20 protein-coding genes are annotated in these 20,886 nt (G+C 59.1%); 15 read left to right on the top strand and 5 right to left on the bottom strand.

Translation table 11 applies throughout. The annotated features are described in order from the left end of the window. Positions 1 to 43 precede the first annotated feature (43 nt). The gene (locus ACPF7Z_RS17685) at positions 44 to 520 is read right to left on the bottom strand and encodes a virulence RhuM family protein (protein ID WP_425194561.1); all 477 of its coding nucleotides are present in this window, start codon (positions 518 to 520) and stop codon (positions 44 to 46) included. 60 nt (positions 521 to 580) lie between these two features. Here ACPF7Z_RS17685 and argE point away from each other — a divergent pair, with 60 nt between their 5' ends. Further along, entirely contained in the window at positions 581 to 1,738 is a 1,158-nt protein-coding gene (argE, locus tag ACPF7Z_RS17680) for an acetylornithine deacetylase (RefSeq protein ID WP_425194560.1), read from the top strand. On the opposite strand, the gene ACPF7Z_RS17675 is transcribed toward argE, so the two are convergent. Further along, a complete protein-coding gene (locus ACPF7Z_RS17675; RefSeq protein ID WP_425194559.1) occupies positions 1,701 to 2,741 on the bottom strand; it encodes a DMT family transporter in 1,041 nt (346 codons plus the stop codon). The genes argE and ACPF7Z_RS17675 overlap by 38 nt on opposite strands. A gap of 107 nt (positions 2,742 to 2,848) precedes the next feature. After that, positions 2,849 to 4,555: a DEAD/DEAH box helicase gene (locus ACPF7Z_RS17670; protein WP_425194558.1), complete on the bottom strand. Its 1,707-nt coding sequence runs from the start codon at positions 4,553 to 4,555 to the stop codon at positions 2,849 to 2,851. Positions 4,556 to 5,575: 1,020 nt separating this feature from the next. Between ACPF7Z_RS17670 and ACPF7Z_RS17665 the strand changes: the two genes are divergently transcribed. Continuing rightward, positions 5,576 to 7,018 (top strand): peptidoglycan DD-metalloendopeptidase family protein, encoded by a 1,443-nt coding sequence (locus ACPF7Z_RS17665; protein ID WP_425194557.1) that lies wholly within the window; start codon positions 5,576 to 5,578, stop codon positions 7,016 to 7,018. A 72-nt stretch (positions 7,019 to 7,090) separates the two neighbouring features. Here the strand turns inward: ACPF7Z_RS17665 and ACPF7Z_RS17660 are convergent, their stop codons facing one another. After that, positions 7,091 to 7,375 carry a helix-turn-helix transcriptional regulator gene (locus tag ACPF7Z_RS17660; RefSeq protein WP_425194556.1) on the bottom strand — a complete coding sequence of 95 codons (285 nt, stop codon included), beginning with the start codon at positions 7,373 to 7,375 and terminating at the stop codon, positions 7,091 to 7,093. 212 nt (positions 7,376 to 7,587) lie between these two features. Between ACPF7Z_RS17660 and ACPF7Z_RS17655 the strand changes: the two genes are divergently transcribed. The 12 genes from ACPF7Z_RS17655 to ACPF7Z_RS17600 all read left to right on the top strand — a co-directional run bounded on the left by ACPF7Z_RS17655 (position 7,588) and on the right by ACPF7Z_RS17600 (position 18,663). Next, positions 7,588 to 8,115 carry a Na+/H+ antiporter subunit E gene (locus ACPF7Z_RS17655; RefSeq protein ID WP_425194555.1) on the top strand — a complete coding sequence of 176 codons (528 nt, stop codon included), beginning with the start codon at positions 7,588 to 7,590 and terminating at the stop codon, positions 8,113 to 8,115. Further along, positions 8,112 to 8,372, top strand: coding sequence for a monovalent cation/H+ antiporter complex subunit F (locus ACPF7Z_RS17650; RefSeq protein ID WP_425194554.1), 261 nt, complete (start codon positions 8,112 to 8,114; stop codon positions 8,370 to 8,372). The genes ACPF7Z_RS17655 and ACPF7Z_RS17650 overlap by 4 nt, the downstream gene beginning before the upstream one ends. Further along, positions 8,369 to 8,692 (top strand): cation:proton antiporter, encoded by a 324-nt coding sequence (locus tag ACPF7Z_RS17645; protein ID WP_425194553.1) that lies wholly within the window; start codon positions 8,369 to 8,371, stop codon positions 8,690 to 8,692. The genes ACPF7Z_RS17650 and ACPF7Z_RS17645 overlap by 4 nt, the downstream gene beginning before the upstream one ends. Further along, positions 8,676 to 8,969: a Na(+)/H(+) antiporter subunit B gene (locus tag ACPF7Z_RS17640; protein ID WP_425194552.1), complete on the top strand. Its 294-nt coding sequence runs from the start codon at positions 8,676 to 8,678 to the stop codon at positions 8,967 to 8,969. The genes ACPF7Z_RS17645 and ACPF7Z_RS17640 overlap by 17 nt, the downstream gene beginning before the upstream one ends. After that, positions 8,969 to 9,682, top strand: coding sequence for a hydrogen gas-evolving membrane-bound hydrogenase subunit E (gene mbhE, locus ACPF7Z_RS17635; RefSeq protein WP_425194551.1), 714 nt, complete (start codon positions 8,969 to 8,971; stop codon positions 9,680 to 9,682). Before ACPF7Z_RS17640 ends, mbhE begins: the two co-directional genes overlap by 1 nt. Continuing rightward, positions 9,679 to 9,987, top strand: coding sequence for a sodium:proton antiporter (locus tag ACPF7Z_RS17630; RefSeq protein WP_425194550.1), 309 nt, complete (start codon positions 9,679 to 9,681; stop codon positions 9,985 to 9,987). The genes mbhE and ACPF7Z_RS17630 overlap by 4 nt, the downstream gene beginning before the upstream one ends. Beyond that, the gene (locus ACPF7Z_RS17625) at positions 9,984 to 11,456 is read left to right on the top strand and encodes a complex I subunit 5 family protein (protein ID WP_425194549.1); all 1,473 of its coding nucleotides are present in this window, start codon (positions 9,984 to 9,986) and stop codon (positions 11,454 to 11,456) included. The genes ACPF7Z_RS17630 and ACPF7Z_RS17625 overlap by 4 nt, the downstream gene beginning before the upstream one ends. A gap of 15 nt (positions 11,457 to 11,471) precedes the next feature. Further along, the gene (locus ACPF7Z_RS17620) at positions 11,472 to 14,699 is read left to right on the top strand and encodes a complex I subunit 5 family protein (protein WP_425194548.1); all 3,228 of its coding nucleotides are present in this window, start codon (positions 11,472 to 11,474) and stop codon (positions 14,697 to 14,699) included. 73 nt (positions 14,700 to 14,772) lie between these two features. Then, positions 14,773 to 16,635, top strand: coding sequence for an ABC transporter ATP-binding protein (locus tag ACPF7Z_RS17615; protein ID WP_425194547.1), 1,863 nt, complete (start codon positions 14,773 to 14,775; stop codon positions 16,633 to 16,635). A 99-nt stretch (positions 16,636 to 16,734) separates the two neighbouring features. After that, a complete protein-coding gene (locus ACPF7Z_RS17610) occupies positions 16,735 to 17,163 on the top strand; it encodes a GFA family protein (protein ID WP_425194546.1) in 429 nt (142 codons plus the stop codon). Between the two features lie 110 nt (positions 17,164 to 17,273). Next, on the top strand, positions 17,274 to 17,750 hold the full coding sequence (locus ACPF7Z_RS17605; protein WP_425194545.1) for a peroxiredoxin: 477 nt from the start codon (positions 17,274 to 17,276) through the stop codon (positions 17,748 to 17,750). Between the two features lie 64 nt (positions 17,751 to 17,814). Then, positions 17,815 to 18,663, top strand: coding sequence for an EamA family transporter (locus ACPF7Z_RS17600; RefSeq protein WP_425194544.1), 849 nt, complete (start codon positions 17,815 to 17,817; stop codon positions 18,661 to 18,663). Between the two features lie 68 nt (positions 18,664 to 18,731). Here ACPF7Z_RS17600 and ACPF7Z_RS17595 read toward each other — a convergent pair whose 3' ends face one another. Beyond that, complete coding sequence (locus ACPF7Z_RS17595; protein WP_425194543.1) at positions 18,732 to 19,097, bottom strand: hypothetical protein; 366 nt, start codon at positions 19,095 to 19,097, stop codon at positions 18,732 to 18,734. Positions 19,098 to 19,269: 172 nt separating this feature from the next. On the opposite strand from ACPF7Z_RS17595, the gene ACPF7Z_RS17590 reads away from it, so the two are divergent. Further along, positions 19,270 to 20,886: a BCCT family transporter gene (locus ACPF7Z_RS17590; RefSeq protein WP_425194542.1), complete on the top strand. Its 1,617-nt coding sequence runs from the start codon at positions 19,270 to 19,272 to the stop codon at positions 20,884 to 20,886.

Raw genomic sequence — 20,886 nt, 5'->3', positions numbered from 1 at the left:
GCGTCACGAGAAAAACGTGTCACTACAAGGAATTCGGCAGAAATTAACTAAGTAGTTGAATTCTCAAACCACAGGTGCCGATTTCAGGCCAAAATCGGGCTGGAAGTGTCGAACTCGGGAGCGCCGGGCTCTGGGCCGTCTGACGGATCAGGGCCATAGCCACTTCGAGCTCGCGGGCATCGTCCTCGAACCGCTGGCGATTCAGTGTCCAGCCCTGGGTGAGATGTTCGCGCAGCACTCGGGTGGCCCACTGGCGGAACTGCACCGCGCGTCGTGAGTTGACGCGATAACCTACCGAGATGATGGCATCGAGGTTGTAGAGTTCGATTTGACGGCGTATCAACCGGGAACCTTCAGATTGAACTGTTGCATTTTTTGCAACTGTTGCCTCCCGCTCTAACTCTCCCTCCTTGTAGATGTTGCGCAGATGGCGAGAAATCACGGACTTGTCGCGACCGAACACCACCGATAGTTGTTGTAGGTTTAGCCAGACCGACTCCCGCTCGGTGTCCTTGGGCATCACGACATAGCTGGCGACATGCTAGGCTTGAGCCATACCGCATCTCGACAGGGAGCCTCCATGCCCTCCGCACAGCAATTGCTCGAAACGCTAGTCAGCCATGCCACCGTCTCGCGGGACTCTAACCTCAAGTTGATCGAGTTCATCGAGAACTATCTCGATGAGTACGGCGTGCCCCATACCCGTATCGAGAACGACGATGGCAGCAAGGCCAATCTGCTGGCACGTATCGGTCCCGATGTCGCCGGTGGTGTGGTGCTGTCCGGGCACACCGACGTGGTGCCGGTGGATGGCCAGCCCTGGACGAGCGATCCCTTCACGTTGACCGACAAGGGTGATGACCGCCTCTACGGACGCGGCACCTGCGACATGAAGGGCTTCATCGCCTGCGCCCTTGCTCAGGTGCCGGTCTGGGTCGAGCAGAATCTTGAACGGCCGATCATCCTGGCTTTTTCTTATGACGAGGAAGTCGGTTGCCTGGGGGCGCCGCGTCTGATCGGACGCTTGATGGCAGACTACCCTCGCCCGGGAGCGGTGATCATCGGCGAACCCACGCTGATGGCGCCGGTAGTCGCGCAAAAGGGCATCACCACCCTGCGCACCACGGTCACCGGCCGGGAGGCGCATTCGAGCCAGGTCAACCAGGGGGTCTCGGCGATCCACGTCGCCGCGCGTCTGGTGACGAAGATCGAGGACATCATGAGCGAGCTGCGCGCCGAGGGCCGGGTCGACGACGCCTTCAACGTCGCCCACTCCAGCCTGCACGTGGGCAAGATTCAGGGCGGCACGGCGATCAACATCATGGCTCGGGAGTGCCAGTTCGATTGGGAAATCCGCCACCTGCCCCAGGACGGTTTCGATGAGGTCATCGCAAGCTTCAATGATTTCACAGTGGGCCTGGAACGCGAACTCAAGCAGCGCGCGCCGCAGGTCAGCATCTGTACCGAGAAGCTGATCGAGACCGTGCCGGCGCTGGCGGATCGCGACAACCGCGAGGCGCTGAGCCTGTGCCATGCGCTACTCGGCGAGCGCGTCAGCGAGGCGGTGGCCTACGCCACCGAAGGCGGCCAGTTCCAGCGCGCCGGGCTTTCCACGGTGATCTGCGGTCCCGGCAGCATCAGTCAGGCGCACCAACCGGACGAATACATCGAGGTCAGTCAGCTCGAGGCCGGCACGGACTTCATGCGCCGCCTGGGCGATTACTTGACGGACGAATGAATCTTACCCGAGTAATATCCCGGTTTCGGGTTCTTCTCGCCCGTGTATCAGCCCATGCTTGTTCCTTTTCCAGCGTCTTATCGATTGCGGCTCGAGGGTCCGGTGCTCCGGCGGCCACCTTGCGCCGCTGACGATGCAGATCCCGAGCGGTACTGCCGAGCATGGCGGCAAGAATGATGCCGCCGCCCACGAAGGCAAGCGTCGCCGGCACTTCACCGACCCACCACCACACCAGTAGCGTACCAACCAATGTTTCGAGCAGCATGACCAGGCTGACTTCGGCGCCAGGCAAATAGCGCGCACCGGTCTGAATAAGAAAATACGCCCCTGGCAGGAACACCACGCCCATCAACAACAGACGCTGAAGATCATCCGCCGGAGGCAGCTGCATACCGCCCATCAAGATGGCAGGAACGATCATCACGATGCAGCCTAACGGCAGAATGACCGTGGTATCCGCACCGCGCCGGGTCTGCCCTCGCTGGGCGCTGGCCACGGTGGTATTGACGGCAATTGCCGCAGGAATCGCCAGGGCCACGACCAGCCCAAGCACACTTCCCTTTCCGACTTCACCGGCAGCCATCAGGCTGGCACCGCCGACACAAAGACAGATGACCACCCAGGTCTGAACCCGCAGACGCTGGCTGAAGAAGATCATTCCGATGAGCCCAGCCACCAAAGGGGCCAGATTCTGCATGACCAGCACGTTGCCAGCAGCGGTCAAGCGTGCGGCAACGACGAAGGCCCAGGCACTGGTGGCAAACGCCAGCGGACACCACAAGGCAGCCTGCCCGCAGCCACGCACGACACTCGGCAAACGACGGCCATAGCGCAGAAAGGCCACCAGCGACAACACTAGACCGAGCAGCAGCGCTCGCCAGAACATGAAGGTTTCCACGTTCACATCGGTAGCCTTTACGAACAGTGCATCCGGTGAGAGTAGCAACACCCCTGCCCCGGTAATCAGATAACCGCGCAATCGCCACGGCAAAGACCGCCACATAACCTTCTTTTCTCCTGCTGATCGATTTATCGAATGGTATGAAACGCCAAAGGCCGGAGCGAAATGCCCCGGCCTGTGGCTTTTACAGCTGATGTATCGCGGTGGGCTTAGGCCTGTGAGCGGCGACGAATCGGTGCCTCACCATCACTACGGCGCCGCGGTGCACGCTCCGGTGCACCGCGATCCTCGGCGATTTCCAGGGGACGACCGGCCACGCGAGCCCGCGCCATCTTGGCGATGATGCTGGTCGGCAGACTGTTGGGCAGCTCGACTACCGAGAAGGCGTTGCGAATGTCGATGCGTCCGATACGCGAGCCTTCGATACCGCCTTCGTTAGCCAAGGCACCCACCAGTTGACCCGGCTTGATGCCGTCCTTGTGACCAACAGCCACACGATAACGCGTCATGCCCTCCGACGGACCGCTGTCGCGACGACGCGGCGGCTTGCCATCCCGGGGCGCACGCTCACGATCGTTGCGTGCACCCGGCTTGGGTAGACGACCGATCGGCGTTTCGTCGGCACGCGCCATGGCGGCGAAGGCACAGGCCAGCTCGATGGGGTCATGCCCTTCGGCGACCAGGCGCTCGATCAAGGCACGCTGCTCTTCGGCACCCGCGGTCAGCGTTCCCACGACACGCTCATGGAAGCGCTCGTCGCGATGGGCACGAATCGAGGCCTCGTCGGGCAGCTCGGTATCGGTCAGGGTCTGACCGGTAGCCTGCTCCAGCCAGCGCACCTTGCGGGTCTCGCGCACACCGGCAAAGGTGATGGCGATGCCGGAGCGACCCGCGCGACCGGTACGACCGATACGGTGCGTATAGGCTTCACTGTCCTGAGGCAAATCGTAGTTGATGATGTGGGTGATACGCGGTACGTCGAGGCCGCGCGCGGCCACGTCGGTGGCGACCAGGATATCGATCTTGCCTCGCTTGAGGCGCGCCACGGTGCGTTCACGCAGACTCTGGTCCAGATCGCCGGACAGAGCGGCGGCGTTGAGCCCCCGCGCCGTCAGTTGCTCGACCAGAGTGGTGCAGGCAGCACGAGTACGCACGAAAACGATGGCGGCGTCCACCGGCTCGACCTCGAGGATACGCGACAGGGCTTCAATTTTAGCCCCACCATCGACGCGCACCAGGCGCTGGTCGATGCTGGCGGCGGTATCGGCCTTGGATTCGATGGCCACCTTGACCGGATCGACCAGGTAGCGATTGACGATGCGCTCGATCTCCGCCGGTAGTGTCGCGGAGAAGAACACACGCTGGGCATCGGTCGGTGTATCGGCCACGACGCGCTTGACGTCGTCGATGAAGCCCATGCGCAGCATTTCGTCGGCTTCGTCGAGCACCAATGATGAAAGACCGTCGAGCTTCAGGCTGCCACGGTCGAGATGATCGATCACCCGGCCGGGGGTGCCCACGATGACCTGGGCACCACGGCGCAGAGCGCCAAGCTGCTCACGGTATTCCTGACCGCCGCACAGGCTGGCCACTTCCAGTCCCTTGAGGTTCTGGCCATACTTGGTGAACGAGACCGCCACCTGCTGGGCCAGCTCACGGGTCGGTGCCAGCACCAGCACCTGGGGCTCGCGACGATTCAATTCCAGTTTTGACAGAATCGGCAACGCGAAGGCCGCCGTCTTGCCGGTGCCGGTCTGGGCCTGGCCCAGCATGTCACGACCTTCCAGCAGTGCCGGAATGGTCTGCGCCTGGATCGGCGACGGGGCTTCATAACCCAGGGTTTCGAGAGCGGAAAGCACGGCAGGTAGCAGTGCCAGGTCGCCGAAGCTCGGCGAGGCGACAGAAGTCGAGGTCATTATCACACCTTGAATAGCCGGTAATCACCGGCGGAAAATTGTCGTGGCGCCTTGTCGCTTTCGATCGCGCAACGCTTGAGCATTGGCAACATGACATGGCACCGGGTCGCACCTGCGTCCTGCTCGTTTCATGACTGCCATCGCACAATGCAATGGAAGGCGAGCAGTGTGGCGACCGTCTACGCCGCGCCTACTAGGCGATTGTGGCGTTCCATCTACGCACCCGGCGTTGGTCAGCGGCTCCTCGTGAGCTTGGCTGTACGCCTTGCGAGAGAATCGTCCCTTATGCCATCAGGCAACATCAGAAGGGTCGAATCAACAAGGATGGTGGGGTCAACACATGCGAGGAGGCGGCATACTACCATCGTCGAAAGGCTTTGCCTACCCCCTCCTTTCCGTCACCCTTTCATCACGGTGATGCTCTTCCAACTGTGGTTGGAACGTAACAGGAATGAATTGTGTAGTAAAAAAGCGCCTATTCTTCGTTAAGAAACAACTTCGTAAATGAGAAGATAATAGCAGTCTGATGACTTAGTAAGCTCGACGTAGATAAAGAGATCACGAAAATTATTCTCTGCCGCCGTGCAAATACTTGCCCAGACTTAATGGCTTACGACCTTGCCACCGAATTGCCGCTGCTTGTCGTGATAACGGCTTGAGTGAACTGGCCTGCGTAACAAAAGGTTATGTTGATTATAAGTTTAATGGCTGTACTTATGTACAGGGTAGGAACGATAAGTAGCTTGAGTTAAGGTTTCATCGCCTTTTTCTATTCACCTAACACGTTACTGGGCCTATATGCTGCGAATTCTTCACTCACTGCCTCGCACGCACAAATTGATTATTCTTCCTGTCGCCACCATGGTTACCGTGCTGGGCACACACAAGATCATGGCTACGTTCGATAATGCCAACGAGAGTGGTAAATCGTTCGTGCAAATCTCATTGCCTGCGGATTTCAAAGCAAACGCTAGCAGTGAGGCATCTGACACCGTAAAGAGTGCACATTCGGGACGAGTAATGGCTCAGGATGCTACCCGAGGTGCGATTCCCTTGGCTAGCCTGACCGCTCAGGAAATCATCGACATCGACGGTCTACTCGGCGTCAAGGAAGCCGATGCAAGACAACCAGTGCTCGAGGCAAGCACTCAAGGCCTGCCCCTCAAATTCAAACTGGATGCAGCAGCACTCCAGGTTGCAATGCAGTTCTCTGATCCGGAGTACGGGCTGGGCGGTACTTCCTATGAAGATATTTCCGCCGACCCCATGTTTCTCAATGGCGATGGCGTCGCACTCGAGAACGAACTCGCTGCTAAAGAAAACTTCGTCCCTTCTTGGGAGACCTATACCATACAGAAAGGTGACACCTTTGCCGTGATGGCGGAGCGCACTCTGGGCATGGGATTCAGCGAGGTCATGGCACTGCTCGATAAAATGCCCGACAAGAACGTTCTTACCCGCTGGCGTGTAGGCAATAGCTTCGACTTCAAACTTGACGAATCCGGTGACTTGTTGGCACTGCGCATCATGAAGAATGCTCGCAGCGGCTACCTGATCGAACGCGATCCCGAGTCCGAGGCTGGAAGTTTTGAAGTGGCCTCCTTTGACAAGGCATCCGAGGCAACTCAACGACTGTTTGCCGGCACCTTGAGCGGTAGCTTTGCCAAGTCCGCCAGTGCCACTGGTCTCTCGAATGCCGAGATCGCCGAGCTGTCGACATTGCTATCCAAGAAGCTGGATTTCCGCCGCAAGGCACGGCGTGGAGACAAGTTCCAGGTACTCGTCGAAACCGACATGATTGAAGGCCAGTCTGCGGGGTCACGTATCCTGGCGGCCCAATACGAAGGCAAGAAAATGAATCTGACCGTGGTGCGCAATACCTCGGACGATCGTTTCTATACCCCGGAAGGCAACAGCCTCGATCCAGCCTTCGATCGCCACCCTTTCAGCGGTGATTATCGAATCAGTTCACCGTTCAACCTGCGTCGCAAGCATCCGATCACCGGTCGCATCAGCCCGCACCGCGGCACGGATTTCGCCATGCGCAGCGGTACGACCGTGAAATCACCGGCAGATGGTCGCGTCGTCAAGTCGACCCATCAGTCCTTAGCTGGTAATTATGTGGTCATCCAGCATGACAATGGCTATAAGACGCGCTACATGCATCTATCAAAACGGCTAGTGCGTGAGGGTCAGCGTGTAAAGATGGGCCAGAAGATTGCTCTATCCGGTAATACCGGACGCAGTACCGGCCCGCACCTTCACTACGAAGTCATGGTCAACAATCGCCAGGTCGATGCCATGCGCGTCAAGCTGCCGGAAAGCAAGAATCTCTCGGGAAAGGCCTTGGCATCCTTCAAACAAGAGTCCCAGGAACTCTTGGCCAAGCTTGAAAGCGATAGCAACGCAACGGTGGTCGCTAGTCGCTCCGGTCAGCGCTCTCGTCCCGACGACGGTAGTTGATCGCTTTTATCGCAGCATGCTCCCAAGCGCCCCGCTCCAGCGGGGCGCTTTCGTTTTTAGCGGTAAATCGTTTCAGCGACCGGTAATCAACGCCACCACCTCGGCCATCGTCTTGTGGCATTCAAGTGGATGACGAAGCGGCTTGTCCAGGAACAATTGATAGGCATTGCGCCGGCCTACTCGTTCTCGCGCGATGATCTCAGCTTCCTCAAGATCGCTCACGATACGCTGCACCGCACGCTCGGTAATGCCCACCTTGGTAGCGACCTCCCGAAGCGTGCGAGTAGGATCTTCCACCAGACAGATCAATACGTGCGCGTGGTTGCTGAACATGGTCCAACCGTTAGCCCCATTCATGTGCATGCCCCCCAGCACAACAATCAAAACAGAAGAATATTACCAGAAAACAGCGTCTTGCTTGAGCAACATACTTGAATCATCGACCGGTGACCTACCATCCACTTTCAAGCACCAGTTGATTGCCGACAGAATTCCTCAGGGAATAATTGACTTGGAAGCGTAGTGACCGTAGTTTATACGATATAAATGTCGCTAATAAAGGTTCGTCTATGAGGCGTCTCAGCGCAAGGTCCTTTCTGGGTACTGTCCTGTTGCTGGGGCTTGTCTGGTGGGCTCTTAGCGACGGTGCGCCATCATCCTGGATCATTGGAGTACCGACCATCACTGCCGTGACTCTATGGCATTTGAGTCAACAAGCCGCTTCCAAGTCATTGCCTCGCCTACTTGGACTGGCTGGATTCATCCCTTACTTTCTATGGGAATCCTTGCGCGGTGGAATCGATGTCGCCAGGCTTGCCATTGCTACAACCATGCGCATCAGCCCACATTTCACCCGATTCGCTCTGCGCCTGCCCGAGGGACCGGCACGCCGGGTATTCATCAATACCGTGAGCCTCCTGCCGGGCACCTTGAGTGCCGATCTGCAAGGTGATCAGCTGATAGTACATCGCCTGCGTGGGGCCCCGAACGACAATAGCGACCTGAATGACTGCGAACAGCGAGTGGCGCGTCTTTACGGCCTATCGTTGAGCGATAACGATCGTGCTCCGTCTGTACCGGAGGCGCCTTGCTCATGAACCACTATTTGACCGGCCTGGCCGTCATGCTGTTGCTTACACTGCTACTCGGACTAGTGCGCGTATTCCAAGGACCTAGCCGCGCGGATCGAATGCTCGCTGCACAGTTATTCGGCACCACCGGGGTGGCGATCATACTGATTCTTGGCCTTGTCACCGAGATGACGGGCCTGGTCGACGTGGCCCTGGTAATGGCGGTGCTCGCCCCCATCACAGGTGTCGCCTTTGTGCACCTGGCCGGAGACGAGCAGCGATGAACCCGTTCGACCTTGCCAGCCTCTTGCTGGCTAGCGCCGGAGTGGCCTTCTTCTTTGCTGGTGCCTTGGGTCTGCTGCGCTTTCCGGACGTGTTCTGTCGCCTGCACGCTCTGACCAAGGCCGACAACCTGGGGCTAGGACTGATCATCATTGCCGCCATGCTGCAGCTATCGTCTCCCGCTCAATGGCTGAAACTCGGTCTGATCTGGCTACTGGTGATGATTTCTGGCGCCGTTACCTGCCACCTCGTGGCGCGTCGTGCCCGCCGGGTCGATGCTCGCCTCGCCAAAAGGAGTGCGCCTCATGATGCTCATCGTTGATCTACTACTGGTCGCTGGACTCCTGACTTTCGCCACGCTGACGCTGAACGTTCACGACGTCTTCACCAGCATCGTGTTGTTTATAAGCACGGGCTTGATCATCGCCCTGACCTGGGCTCGCCTCGGCGCCCCGGATATCGCCATCGCCGAGGCGGCCATTGGCGCGGGGCTGACCGGCGCTCTGTTTTTGGCGGCCTGGCGACGCCTGCAATCGAATCATGGTAATCAGTTTGAACACGATACTACTGAATCGACTCAATCCGCCGGGGATGGATAATGAGCACTCTTGGTCGAGACTCAGCGCTGCCACGCCCCATCCACATCTCGTTGGCCGTCGTCTTGTTCGTGCTTGGTCTGGTGCTGGCCTGGGCGCTATGGAAAACATCGAATGACCCGACATCTCTGACCGACACTGTCATGCGGAAGCTCCCGCAAAGCGGTGTCAGCAACCCGGTAACTGCCGTGCTGCTCAACTTTCGTGCCTTCGATACCATGCTCGAACTGACCGTACTACTGGTGGTCGCCATCGCGGTAGGCATGCTACGTGTCCAGGACGAAACTCCCCCCGTCGTGAATCAACAAGCAGCGCCGCGTAATTTCTCGCCTTTACTGCGCAGCCTGACGCGAGATCTCACACCGATCATGATACTGGTCAGCGCGTATCTGCTCTGGGTGGGTGCCAAGGAGCCCGGAGGCGCCTTTCAGGCAGGAGCGGTACTGGCTGCAGTCGGCGTGCTCGCTCATACATCAAAGCGCCCCTGGCTCGCGGATCAGGAGGATGGAAGAATCCGGGCGCTTCTCGCCCTGGGTACCGGCGCCTTTCTGATCTCCGCATTGGTCATGATGGCCGTGACCGGCATCTATTTTGGCTATCCTCGGGAATGGGCGGGGGCATGGATACTCGCCATCGAGACCGGCGCCACCCTCTCCATCGCCACCGTATTGTATGTCACCTTCAGCGCCGTCATGCCTGCTCAAGGTCGCCTATGAGCACGTCACTGCTTTTCAGCCTGTGTGGCATCGTGCTCTTCTTGCTCGGCTTGTACGTCGTCTTGACGACGAGCGCGATGCTAAGGCGTGTACTCGCCATCAACATCATGGGCAATGGCGTATTCATGATATTCATCGCCATCGCCTATCGTCGGGGTGAAGGCGGTGTGTTGATCACGGACCCGGTACCTCACGCCCTGGTACTGACGGGTATCGTCGTGGCGGTCAGTGCCACTGCCCTGGCACTGAAGTTGATCTGTCGACTGCACGAGCTGTCGATCCAGTCACACCAGGATCAGCGATGACTGCGCTCTTGGCAGGGCCAGCATTATTGGTTTGGCTGATCAGCCTGTCCCTGCTGGGCGCACTGGCAAGCGTCGTATTCAAGCGCGGCGGCCGATGGTTCGCCCTGACGGCAGTAATCGGCAATCTCGTGCTCGCTGGTCTGCTGCTTGCAGCCGCTCAGAACGGCCCGCTGCGTTATGTTCTAGGGGGGTGGGAAGCCCCGCTTGGCATCGTGCTTTATGCCGATACCCTCAGCGCCATGATGATCGGTATTACCGCCCTGGTGGGCGCCGCCGTCAGCTGGTATAGCCTGGGCTATTTTGTCGTCGGCTCCGCCGCGGAGCGATCGTTCTGGCCGCTCTGGTGTCTGCTGCTGACGGCGCTGAACACCTTGTTCCTCTCTGCAGATGCGTTCAATCTCTACGTCGGTCTGGAAGTGCTGAGCCTGTCGGCGGTCGCCTTGGTCACACTTTCCTCCGGACGTGAGGCGACCCAGGCAGCCTTGCGCTATCTACTTGTCAGCTTGATGGGGTCGCTGTGTTATCTACTGGGAGTGGCACTGCTCTATCACGCCTACGCTACACTGGATTTGGCCTTGCTCGCCAATCTCGCAGGCGATGGCATACTGGAACGCGCATCCCTGGGTCTGATGATCGCCGGACTGTTACTCAAGACCGCCTTGTTTCCGCTCCATTTCTGGCTGCCCCCAGCCCATGCCGGGGCGCCCGCGCCGGTCAGCGCTCTACTCTCGGCGCTGGTACTCAAGGCCACCTTCTATCTGATTCTGCGCTTATGGTTCGATACCCTGACGGATGCCACCACTCAGACGGGGGCACTACTTCTGGGACTATTAGGCTGCGCCGCCATTATCTGGGGCTCGCTGCAGGCCCTTCGCGCCTCTCGACTCAAACAATTGGTCGCTTACTCCACGGTCGCTCAGATCGGCTATCTGTTTGCCTTGTTTCCCTTGCTGAACGACGAACGGGTGGCAAGTCTGGCTTTCGATTCGGCGATTTATTTCGTCATTGCCCATGCCTGCGCCAAGGGCGCCATGTTCCTGGCGGCAGGCAATATCCTGACCGCCGCCGGCCATGACCGGCTAGCGGATCTTCGTGCCGTTGATCTGCCTTCTGCCATCACGCTTTTTGCCTTGGCCATTGCCGGCGTGAGCCTGATCGGATTACCTCCCACCGGAGGCTTCATTGCGAAGTGGCTGCTGTTGCAAAGCGCTTTTCAGGTCGGTGCCTGGTGGCTCGCCGGCGTCGTGCTGGTCGGGGGGTTATTGGCAGCGGCCTATGTATTTCGGGTGCTGGCGATCTGTTTCGACGTATCGCCCTCATCGAGCCCAATCGCTCCCCCTGGCAAAGCCGTGACGATTCATCTCGGGCGGCAATGGAGCGCCCTGGCGCTGGCATTGGCGGCATTGGCATTGGGATTTCTGGCCTCGCCGGTGTTGAGCCTTTTCGATGCCACCATGATCACCGGCTGATACGGAGGATTGCCTGTGGAGCCGACATCCATCCTGTTGCCGCTGATTCTGCTCAGCTCGCTGATTCCAGGCATCGCCACTTTCTTCGTGCCGGAACAACGCGCTCGATTGCGTAACACCCTCAATCTGGGGGCGGCCATCGTAAAGACCGCTCTGGTGGTTGCGCTACTGGTCGGCGTGCTGCGGGGCGAGCTATATGAAGTGCGCATTTCCTTGCTACCGGGGGTCGAGTTTCTGCTGCATGCCGATGCCTGGTCGTTGATGTTCATCAGCCTGTCGAGTCTGCTCTGGCTGGTCACGACCCTTTATGCCATCGGTTATCTGGCCCATTATCAACACCGTAGCCGCTTCTTCGGCTTCTTTAGCCTCTGCGTGTTTGCCACGGCGGGTATCGCCCTGTCGGGCAACCTCATCACCTTCCTCATTTTCTATGAGCTGCTGACCCTGGCGACTTACCCGCTGGTGGTGCATAAGGGCACCCCGGAATCGATCAGCGCGGGCAGAAAATACCTGGCCTATACCCTGTTCGGCGGTACCTTGTTCCTGGCCGGAGTGGTATGGCTCACCGCCATCGCCGGCCCCATCGAGTTCAGCGCCACCGGAGTGCTCGCTGGACGCAGCGATCTGTCGCCTGCGTTGCTCCAAGGCATCTTCCTGCTGCTGATCGCCGGTCTCGGCGTCAAGGCGGCACTGGTACCCCTGCATGGTTGGCTGCCGGCGTCGATGGTTGCACCGGCCCCGGTCAGCGCACTGTTGCACGCGGTCGCCGTGGTCAAGGCCGGTGCCTTCGGCATCTCGCGTATTGTCTATGATGTGTATGGCGTAGAATTCGCCGCCGTCCTGGGGGTAACCACGCCCTTGGCCATCGCCGCGGCGATTACCATTCTGTATGGCTCTACCCAAGCGCTGTTCCAGGACGGACTCAAGCGTCGCCTGGCCTTCTCCACCGTCAGTCAGGTCTCCTATATTGCCCTCGGCACTGCCATCGCCGGCCCCATCGCCACTATTGGTGGCATCGTGCATCTGGTGCATCAAGGGCTGATGAAGATCACCCTGTTCTTCTGCGCCGGTAATCTGGACGAAACCCTGGGTATCCATAAGGTGAGCCAGATGAACGGCGTCGGCCGACGCATGCCCTGGACCATGGCGGCATTCACCATCGCCTCCCTGGGGATGATTGGCGTGCCGCCGCTGGCAGGCTTCGTGTCGAAGTGGTATATCGGCTACGGCGCCATCGAAAACGGCGCCTATTGGGTCATCGCCGTGCTGATAGGAAGCAGCCTGCTGAATGCGGCTTACTTTCTACCAATTCTTTATGCTGCCTGGTTTCGTCCGCCGGATCAGGATCGGATGTTCCCCCCCCGAACCGGTCGTTTCGAGACCCACTGGATGCTGTTATTCCCGCCTTTAATCACCGCGGCACTATCGCTGGCCGCGGGGCTGCTGGCGAAGTCCTCTTTCAGTCCCCTGGAATGGGGCAAGCTAATCGCCGCGCGGGAATACGATATGACGGCGATCGCCGAGTTGCCCTTCACCCAGCCGCAGTGGCTGATCATCGCCACTCTTGCGGTACCCTCGCTGTATGCCGTCTTGACGCTAACCACCGGGCTCAAGCAGAGCGCGCTGCGCCTACTTCCCTGGGCGGCACTCCCGGCGCTGACCCTGGCGCTGTTCCCGACCGACGACGCTAATATCGTTTCTTGGCTGTTTCTAGGCAGCATTCTGCAAGTAGATGAAATCGCTCAACCATTTCTACTGTTCACTGCGTTGTTGTGGCTGACCTGTGGTCTCTATGCCCGAGGCTATCTACGCGACGACCCCCATCGCGGGCGCTTCGCAGGTTTCTTTCTATTGGCAATGACGGGCAACTTTGGACTGATTCTCGCCGTGGATGTGTCGAGCTTTATCGTCTTCTTCACCTTGATGAGCTTCGCAAGCTATGGACTCGTCGTGCATCGCGGCGATGAGCGTTCGCACCGAGCAGGACGGGTCTATATCCGCCTGGTGATCATGGGTGAGATGTGCCTGTTCGCCGCGGTAGTGATGATGGCCAACGAAACGAGCAGCCTGCGTATCGCGGATCTGGCTAAAAATCTGGACAGCCATTGGCTGATGGCGCTATTCGTGATCGGCTTCGGCATCAAGGCAGGTCTCTTGCCGTTGCATGTGTGGTTGCCCTTGGCGCACCCGGTAGCGCCCGCGCCTGCCAGTGCGGTGCTCAGCGGCGCCATGGTGGCCGCGGGGTTACTGGGCTGGCTGCGTTTTCTACCACTGGGGCTGCCTGGTTGGGAGGTCTGGGGCATTCTGCTGACCCTGGTTGGCCTGGTGGGTGTCTTCTACGGCGTCCTGATCGGCGTCCTGCAACAAGAAGCCAAGGTACTACTGGCCTATTCGACCATCAGTCAGATGGGCCTGATGACTAGCGGCATCGGCATGGCCTTATGGCAACCGGATCTGGCGCCCTTGCTGATAGCCGCGCTTACCCTCTATGCCTTGCACCATGGGCTGGCCAAGGCCGCCTTGTTCCTGGCCAGCGCTATCACGCCGACAGCACCGGCTTCCGGTCCGATAAAATGGATAGCCCTGGTGATGCTGTCGATTCCGGCACTGGCCATCGTTGGCGCCCCTTTAACCAGCGGCGCCCTGGCCAAGGCCGCTTTCAAACTGCCTATCACGGATAGTGCAATTAGTCTTCTGCTACCGCTGGTGGCGCTGGGCGCGACCGCCAGCACCTTACTTATGGTGCGCTTTCTCTATCTGGTCTGGCCGGGGCGCGATACCCGACACGCCCCCTGCGCATTGATGTGGCTGAGCTGGTCGATCAGCGTGGTGTTGGTGATCGTAGTTCCCTGGTGGTTACCCGGGTTCGACGAGGCCACCTATAAGGCCTTGGCCGTTGGCGCACTGTGGCCTCAGTCCTGGCCGATCCTTCTGGGATTGGCGCTCGCGTCCCTGGGCTATATGACGCACACCACGGCTCACCGCTGGAGGATTCCTGAGGGAGATATTCTGGCACCCTTGGGACGCTTGATGAGTACGGCAAGCGAGCGCCTCATAGCGCAGAAGCAACGTATGTCTGACCACTTAACCCAGGGGTTTCATTCCAACTTGGCCTTAGCTTGCACCTCTTTTACGCATCTTGCCCAAGAGGCGCTGGGCATTGCCGATCGGCATGGGCAACGCCTGGGCGGTATCGTCTTTGGCATCGTGCTGAGCGGAGTGCTGTTGACCATTCTTTGGTAGCTAGGCATAGCTCGGTTTGCCGACAGAAGGATGGCGTATACTGTCTTCTTTTGCTTAGTCAGGGACACCCATCTTGTCATCGCCGCATGCCCAATCCTACGCCGCCACCGGCAATGGCTCTCTGACCGGTTTCTTCAGTGTCTTTCGTTATAGTCGCCGCGCCCTGGGTTTGGTGTGGGACACTTCTCGCGGTCTCACCATTGGCCTGGTGATCTGCACGTTGGTGGCCGGGGTAATGCCCGCGGTGGCCGCTTGGGTTGGCAAGCTGATCGTCGATGCGGTGGTCGCGGCCATGGCGATCCACAGCCAGGCGGACGGGCCACTTGAACTTGCCACGCTCTGGCCGGTGCTGCGCTACGTGGCTCTGGAAGCCTTGGTCATTGCGCTGATCGCCCTGGCCCAGCGCGGTCTCTCGGCTCAGCAATCCCTGCTACGGGCGCTGCTCGGTCAGAAGGTCAACGTGATGATCCTCGAAAAGGCCGGCACCCTGTCGCTTTCTCAGTTCGAGGATTCGGAGTTCTACGATAAGCTGACCCGCGCCCGCCGCGAGGCCTCGACCCGGCCGCTGGCACTGGTCACCAAGACCTTCGGCCTGTTGCAGAATGCCATTTCGCTTGCCAGCTTCGCGGTGCTGCTTGTGCAGTTCTCGCCCTGGGCGCTACTGATTTTGCTGATCGGCGCCCTGCCGGTGTTCGTCTCCGAGGCCAAGTTCTCCGGGGATGCCTTTCGTCTGTTTCGCTGGCGCTCACCTCAGACGCGCATGCAGATGTATCTGGAGACCGTGCTCGCCCGGGAAGACAGCATCAAGGAGGTCAAGCTGTTCGGTCTGGAGCCATTGTTCTTGAAGCGCTATCGCGACATCTTCGACGGCCTCTATGCCGAGGACCGGCGTCTGACGATTCGCCGCGACACCTGGGGTTTTCTGCTCGGCTTATTAGGCACGCTGGCCTTCTACGGCGCCTATGGCTGGGTGGTGATCGAAACCATCGGCGGACGCCTGACCCTGGGCGATATGACCATGTATCTGATGGTCTTCAAGCAAGGCCAGTCGGCGCTTTCTGCAAGCCTTACCGCCATCAGCGGCATGTACGAGGACAATCTGTACCTTTCCAATCTGTATGAATACCTGGAACAGCCGGTGGCCCCCGCCACGGGCACGCTTACCCAAGGCGCCCTACCCGGCGACGGCATTCGTTTCGAGAGCGTCGGCTTTACCTATCCCGGTACCCAAACGCCCGTGCTGCAAGATATCGACCTTCACCTGCGCCCCGGCGAGAGCCTGGCGCTGGTGGGTCAGAACGGCTCCGGCAAGACCACGCTGATCAAACTGCTGACCCGGCTCTACGACCCCAGCGAGGGGCGAATTCTGCTCGATGGCAACGACTTGAAAGAATGGGATGACAGGACTCTGCGCCGTCGGATCGGGGTGATCTTCCAGGATTTCGAACGTTATCAATTGCAGGTGGGCGAAAACCTCGGCGTCGGTGATGTTGCCGCCTTCACCGACACCCAGCGCTGGGAGCGCGCCGCTCGTCAGGGTATGGCGAACGATTTCATCGAACGCATGGACCGCGGCTACCACACCCAACTGGGGCGCTGGTTCAAGGACGGTCAGGAGCTTTCCGGCGGACAGTGGCAGAAGATCGCCCTGGCCCGGGCCTACATGCGTGAAGAAGCCGACATCCTGGTGCTCGACGAACCCACCGCCGCCATGGACGCCGCCGCCGAGGCCCAGGTATTCGAGCAGTTCCGCCGCCATGCCCGGGAACGCATGACGTTGCTGATCTCGCACCGCTTCTCCACGGTGCGCGCCGCGGACCAGATCGTGGTCATCGACGACGGCCGCATCATCGAGCACGGCTCCCACCAGGAGCTGCTCGTCCAGGAGGGACGCTATGCGCAGCTATTTCGGATGCAGGCGGCGGGGTATCAGTGACGGCGCTTCCGTTGACTGGTACGGCTAGTCCGCGCATACCAGGTTGCTCAAAAGCCACTACACTGAAGTCCTCTCGAAACTCGCTCCCAGGAAGCCGAAATGTCAACGAGTCATGAGTGTCAGGGCAAGTGTCTATGTGGTGCGGTGCGCTTGAGCGTTACGGTCAATAACCATCAGGTCGATGCCTGTCACTGCAACATGTGCCGCAAATGGGGCGGTGGTCCTTTTTTTGCGGTTGAAGCAGACCACGGGGTACACATCCATGGCGAGGAAGACGTTGCGATTTACTCCTCTTCGGACTGGGCGGAACGCGGCTTCTGCCGCCAGTGCGGCACCCACCTCTTCTACCGGCTCAAGCAAGGCGGTCACTATGCCATCCCAGCAGGGCTGATCGATGACGATCCACCCTGGATCTTCGAGCAGCAGATTTTCATCGATGAAAAACCCGATTTCTATGACTTCGCCAATTCGACCCGGAACATGACCGGGCAGGAAGTCTTCGAAGCCTTCGGGGCACCGCCGGAATAACGCCCGGCGAATATTTCATCCCTCAGGTTCTTCCGCTCGCCACTTGCCCAGAGCGATCTGCACGCCCATCATCGACGGGCACTTTTGCTCATTTCAGAAAGGACGCACACATGACTATTTCCGTAGGCGACAAGATTCCCGACGTCACCCTCAAGACCAACGGTGCCAACGGCCCCGAAGATATTTCCACCGGTGAGCTGTTTGCCGGCAAGCGAGTAGTGCTGTTCGCGGTTCCCGGCGCCTTCACTCCGGGCTGCTCGAACACCCACATGCCCGGCTTCGTGATCAAGGCGGACGACATCCTCGCCAAGGGCATCGATACCATCGCCTGCATGGCGGTCAACGACGCCTTTGTAATGGACGCCTGGCAGAAGGACCAGAACGCGCAGCAGATCAAGATGCTCGCCGATGGCAATGCCGAATTCACCCAAGCGCTGGGCCTGGAACTGGACGCCACCGGTGGCGGCATGGGCATTCGCAGCAAGCGCTTCGCGCTGATTGCCAATGACGGCGTGGTGGAATACCTCGGGGTGGATGCCAAGGGCGTGCAGGAAAGCAGCGCCGAGACCGTGCTGGAACAACTCTGAAAAGCGCCATGAAGGAGAACCCAGCCGGCCTGATTGGCTGGGTTCCTGAATCAAGTGAATCGTCATGACGACTGCCGTCTTTTTCATCGTTATTGGTGCAGCACTGCTGCACGCGACATGGAATGCACTGGTAAAAGGGGGCGCTGACGTGCGGGTGAGCATGGGCGCCGTCATACTTGGCAATGTGCCTCTTGCTTTGGTGATCATGCCGTTCGTGCCGCTACCCGCGCCGGAGAGTATTCCTTTCTTGGTCGCAGGGCTCGTCCTGCATATGGGCTATCAGCTGTTCCTGCTGCAATCCTATCGATTGGGCGACCTCACGCAGGTCTACCCTATCGCGCGGGGCTCCGCACCCCTGATCGTTGCGCTGTTTTCCGTGATCGTTCTAGGGGTTTATCTGACCCCGGTTGAACTCATGGCGATCGTCGTGATCGGTGCGGGAATTTTAAGCCTCTCGCTGGTTCGTCGTGCAGACGGTCTGCGCAATGGCCATGCGGCCCTGCTGGCTCTGGTCACGGGAGGGTTCATCGCATCCTATTCACTGGTGGATGGAATGGGTGCGCGACACGCGGGCACATCGCTGGGTTATTATTGCTGGTTGGCAATTGGAAACGGCGTCGTGATGACGCTCTACCTGATGTTCACGTCGCCCACCGCTTTGCGTGATATTGCCGGGAAGGGTCGAAAAACGTTCGTGATCGGTGGCAGCGCAGCATTTATAGCCTACGCACTTGTGACCTGGGCATTTACCCAGGCCCCGATTGCACTGGTCACCGCGCTGCGCGAGACGAGCATCGTCTTCGCGCTGCTGATCGGCGTGTTCTTTCTGAAGGAGCGCCTTGATCTGGGCAAGGTCTTTTCGACCATGACAACGCTCCTGGGCGTGGTATTGCTGCGCTTTTATAAGTATTAGAGTTCGTGAGCAGATTTCTTCGTTTCTCTGACTTTCACTGATATTGATTCAGCCTCCTTCACACCATTTCAGGGCTCCACATTGATCGCAACCCGGAAATACTGAGGCGTTACCGTAGGTTTTATTTGTTTCACCAGTATCTGGTAAGCGTGTTGATCCGAGGGAACACGCGGAAACGTCTGCGGATCCATCGGATCCTGGAGCAAGGCGCTGATATTGTCATCTTCAAGCACCTGCAACGAGACCTGCTGGTCAGCGTCGGTAATCAGCTGATAACAAAGTGTTTGCTCCGGCAGGAGCATATCAGCGATGACGGTGGAGTTCGCTTCTGGCTCGAAATCGACCGGGGTACACTCGTCCTGCGCGAACGCCATGCTGACAAAAGCCAGGGTCAGCACGGGCAACACCACCCCGCGGCGTAAACGTCTCGTCATGCGAACATCTTCCTTATACTCGGCTGGTCATGCCGTGCGGACTAGACAATCTTGACAGCTTGCACTATGCCTGAAGATACGTCATCCAGCGCGCTCATTCGCGGCACCCATCACGAGATCACCTATCGAGTGGGTACGAAGCAGGGATCCTCGTTCGGTAGGGAGACAGTCCATGCGAGACTATTTAAAACAACATACCAATCCCCCTGTTTTCATCATTTCGGCACTGATCATTCTGGCATTCGTAATCTGGGGCGTGACATTGCCCTCTCAGCTCGACGCCATCGCGAAGATGGTCAATGGCTGGATCACTCAGGATTTCGGCTGGTGGTACATGCTGGTCACGACGCTGTTCCTGATCTTCGTCGTGGTGGTAATGTTCAGCAGCTGGGGCAAAATTCGCCTGGGGCCCGACGATAGCCGTCCGGACTGGAGTACCCTGTCCTGGTTCGCGATGCTGTTCACCGCCGGGATGGGCATCGGACTAGTGTTCTTCGGTGTCGCCGAACCGATCTTTCACTTCAATTCCCCACCGGTAGGCGAAGGCGGCGACAGTCAGGCGGCGCTGCGCGCCATGGGCATCACCCTGTTCCACTGGGGCCTGCATCCCTGGGCCGTGTATATCGTAATGGGCATGTCCCTGGGATATTTCTGCTTTCGCAAGGACCTGCCCATGCGGCCCGCATCGGCGCTCTATCCGCTGATCGGCAAGCATATTTATGGCCCTATCGGCAACACTATCGATATTCTTGCGGCATTCGGTACCCTATTCGGCCTTGCGACCTCTCTGGGCTTCGGTGCCACCCAGATCAACACTGGCCTCAACGAGCTGTTCGGCGTGAGCGTCGGCGCCATCCCGCAGGTCATCATCATTGGATTGATCACCGCCGTGGCAGTCACCTCGGTGATGCTGGGTATCGATGCCGGCATTCGCCGCCTGTCGGTCATCAACCTCTTCCTGGCGATAACGCTGGCGGCCTTCGTCTTCGTCGTCGGCCCCACCATCTTCATTCTAGAGTTCATGGTCAGCAGCACCGGCTACTATCTGCAGCACCTGCCGGAACGCAGCTTCCAAATGTACTCCTTTTCCGAAGCCGGCTCCGACTGGCTGGCCAGTTGGACCCTGTTCTACTGGGGCTGGTGGATTTCCTGGTCCCCGTTCGTGGGCATGTTCATCGCCCGGGTCTCTCGCGGCCGCACCATTCGCCAGTTCGTCGGTGGCACGCTGCTGGCGCCGGTGGGCGCTTCCATCGCCTGGTTCGCGATCTTCGGCGGCAGCGCCATCAAAGCGATCCTCGACGATCCCAACAACCCCTTGGCCAACGCCGGCACTACCGACGCCATGTTCATCCTGATGGAGCAACTGCCGGTGCTGCCGATCCTGGGAACCCTGGGATCGCTGCTGGCCATCCTGGTGGTCACGCTATTCTTCGCCACCTCCTCGGATTCCGGCTCGTTGGTGGTGGACATGCTCACCAATGGCGGCGACCCACATCCGGTTTGGCAACAGCGTCTGTTCTGGGCCGTGCTGGAAGGTGTGGTAGCCGCCGTGTTGCTGGCGGCGGGCTGGACCGCCGCCGGCGACGCGGCGAGCGCACTGACCCCATTGCAGACCGCAGCGGTGGCCTCGGGCCTGCCTTTCTCCTTCGTGCTTCTTTTCATGTGCTGGGGGCTAGCACGAGGACTTTCCCAAGAGAGCGCATTGACGGAATCGGGAAGAAGGAAGCACAAGTATCCTTACCCTTCCCAACCACCACGGGAATCCTTGGAAAGGAATTCGCATTCCTAG

The organism is Halomonas sp. GXIMD04776, from assembly GCF_049808615.1.
Classification (GTDB): Bacteria; Pseudomonadota; Gammaproteobacteria; order Pseudomonadales; family Halomonadaceae; genus Modicisalibacter.
This window is presented reverse-complemented; position numbering and strand designations above follow the sequence as displayed.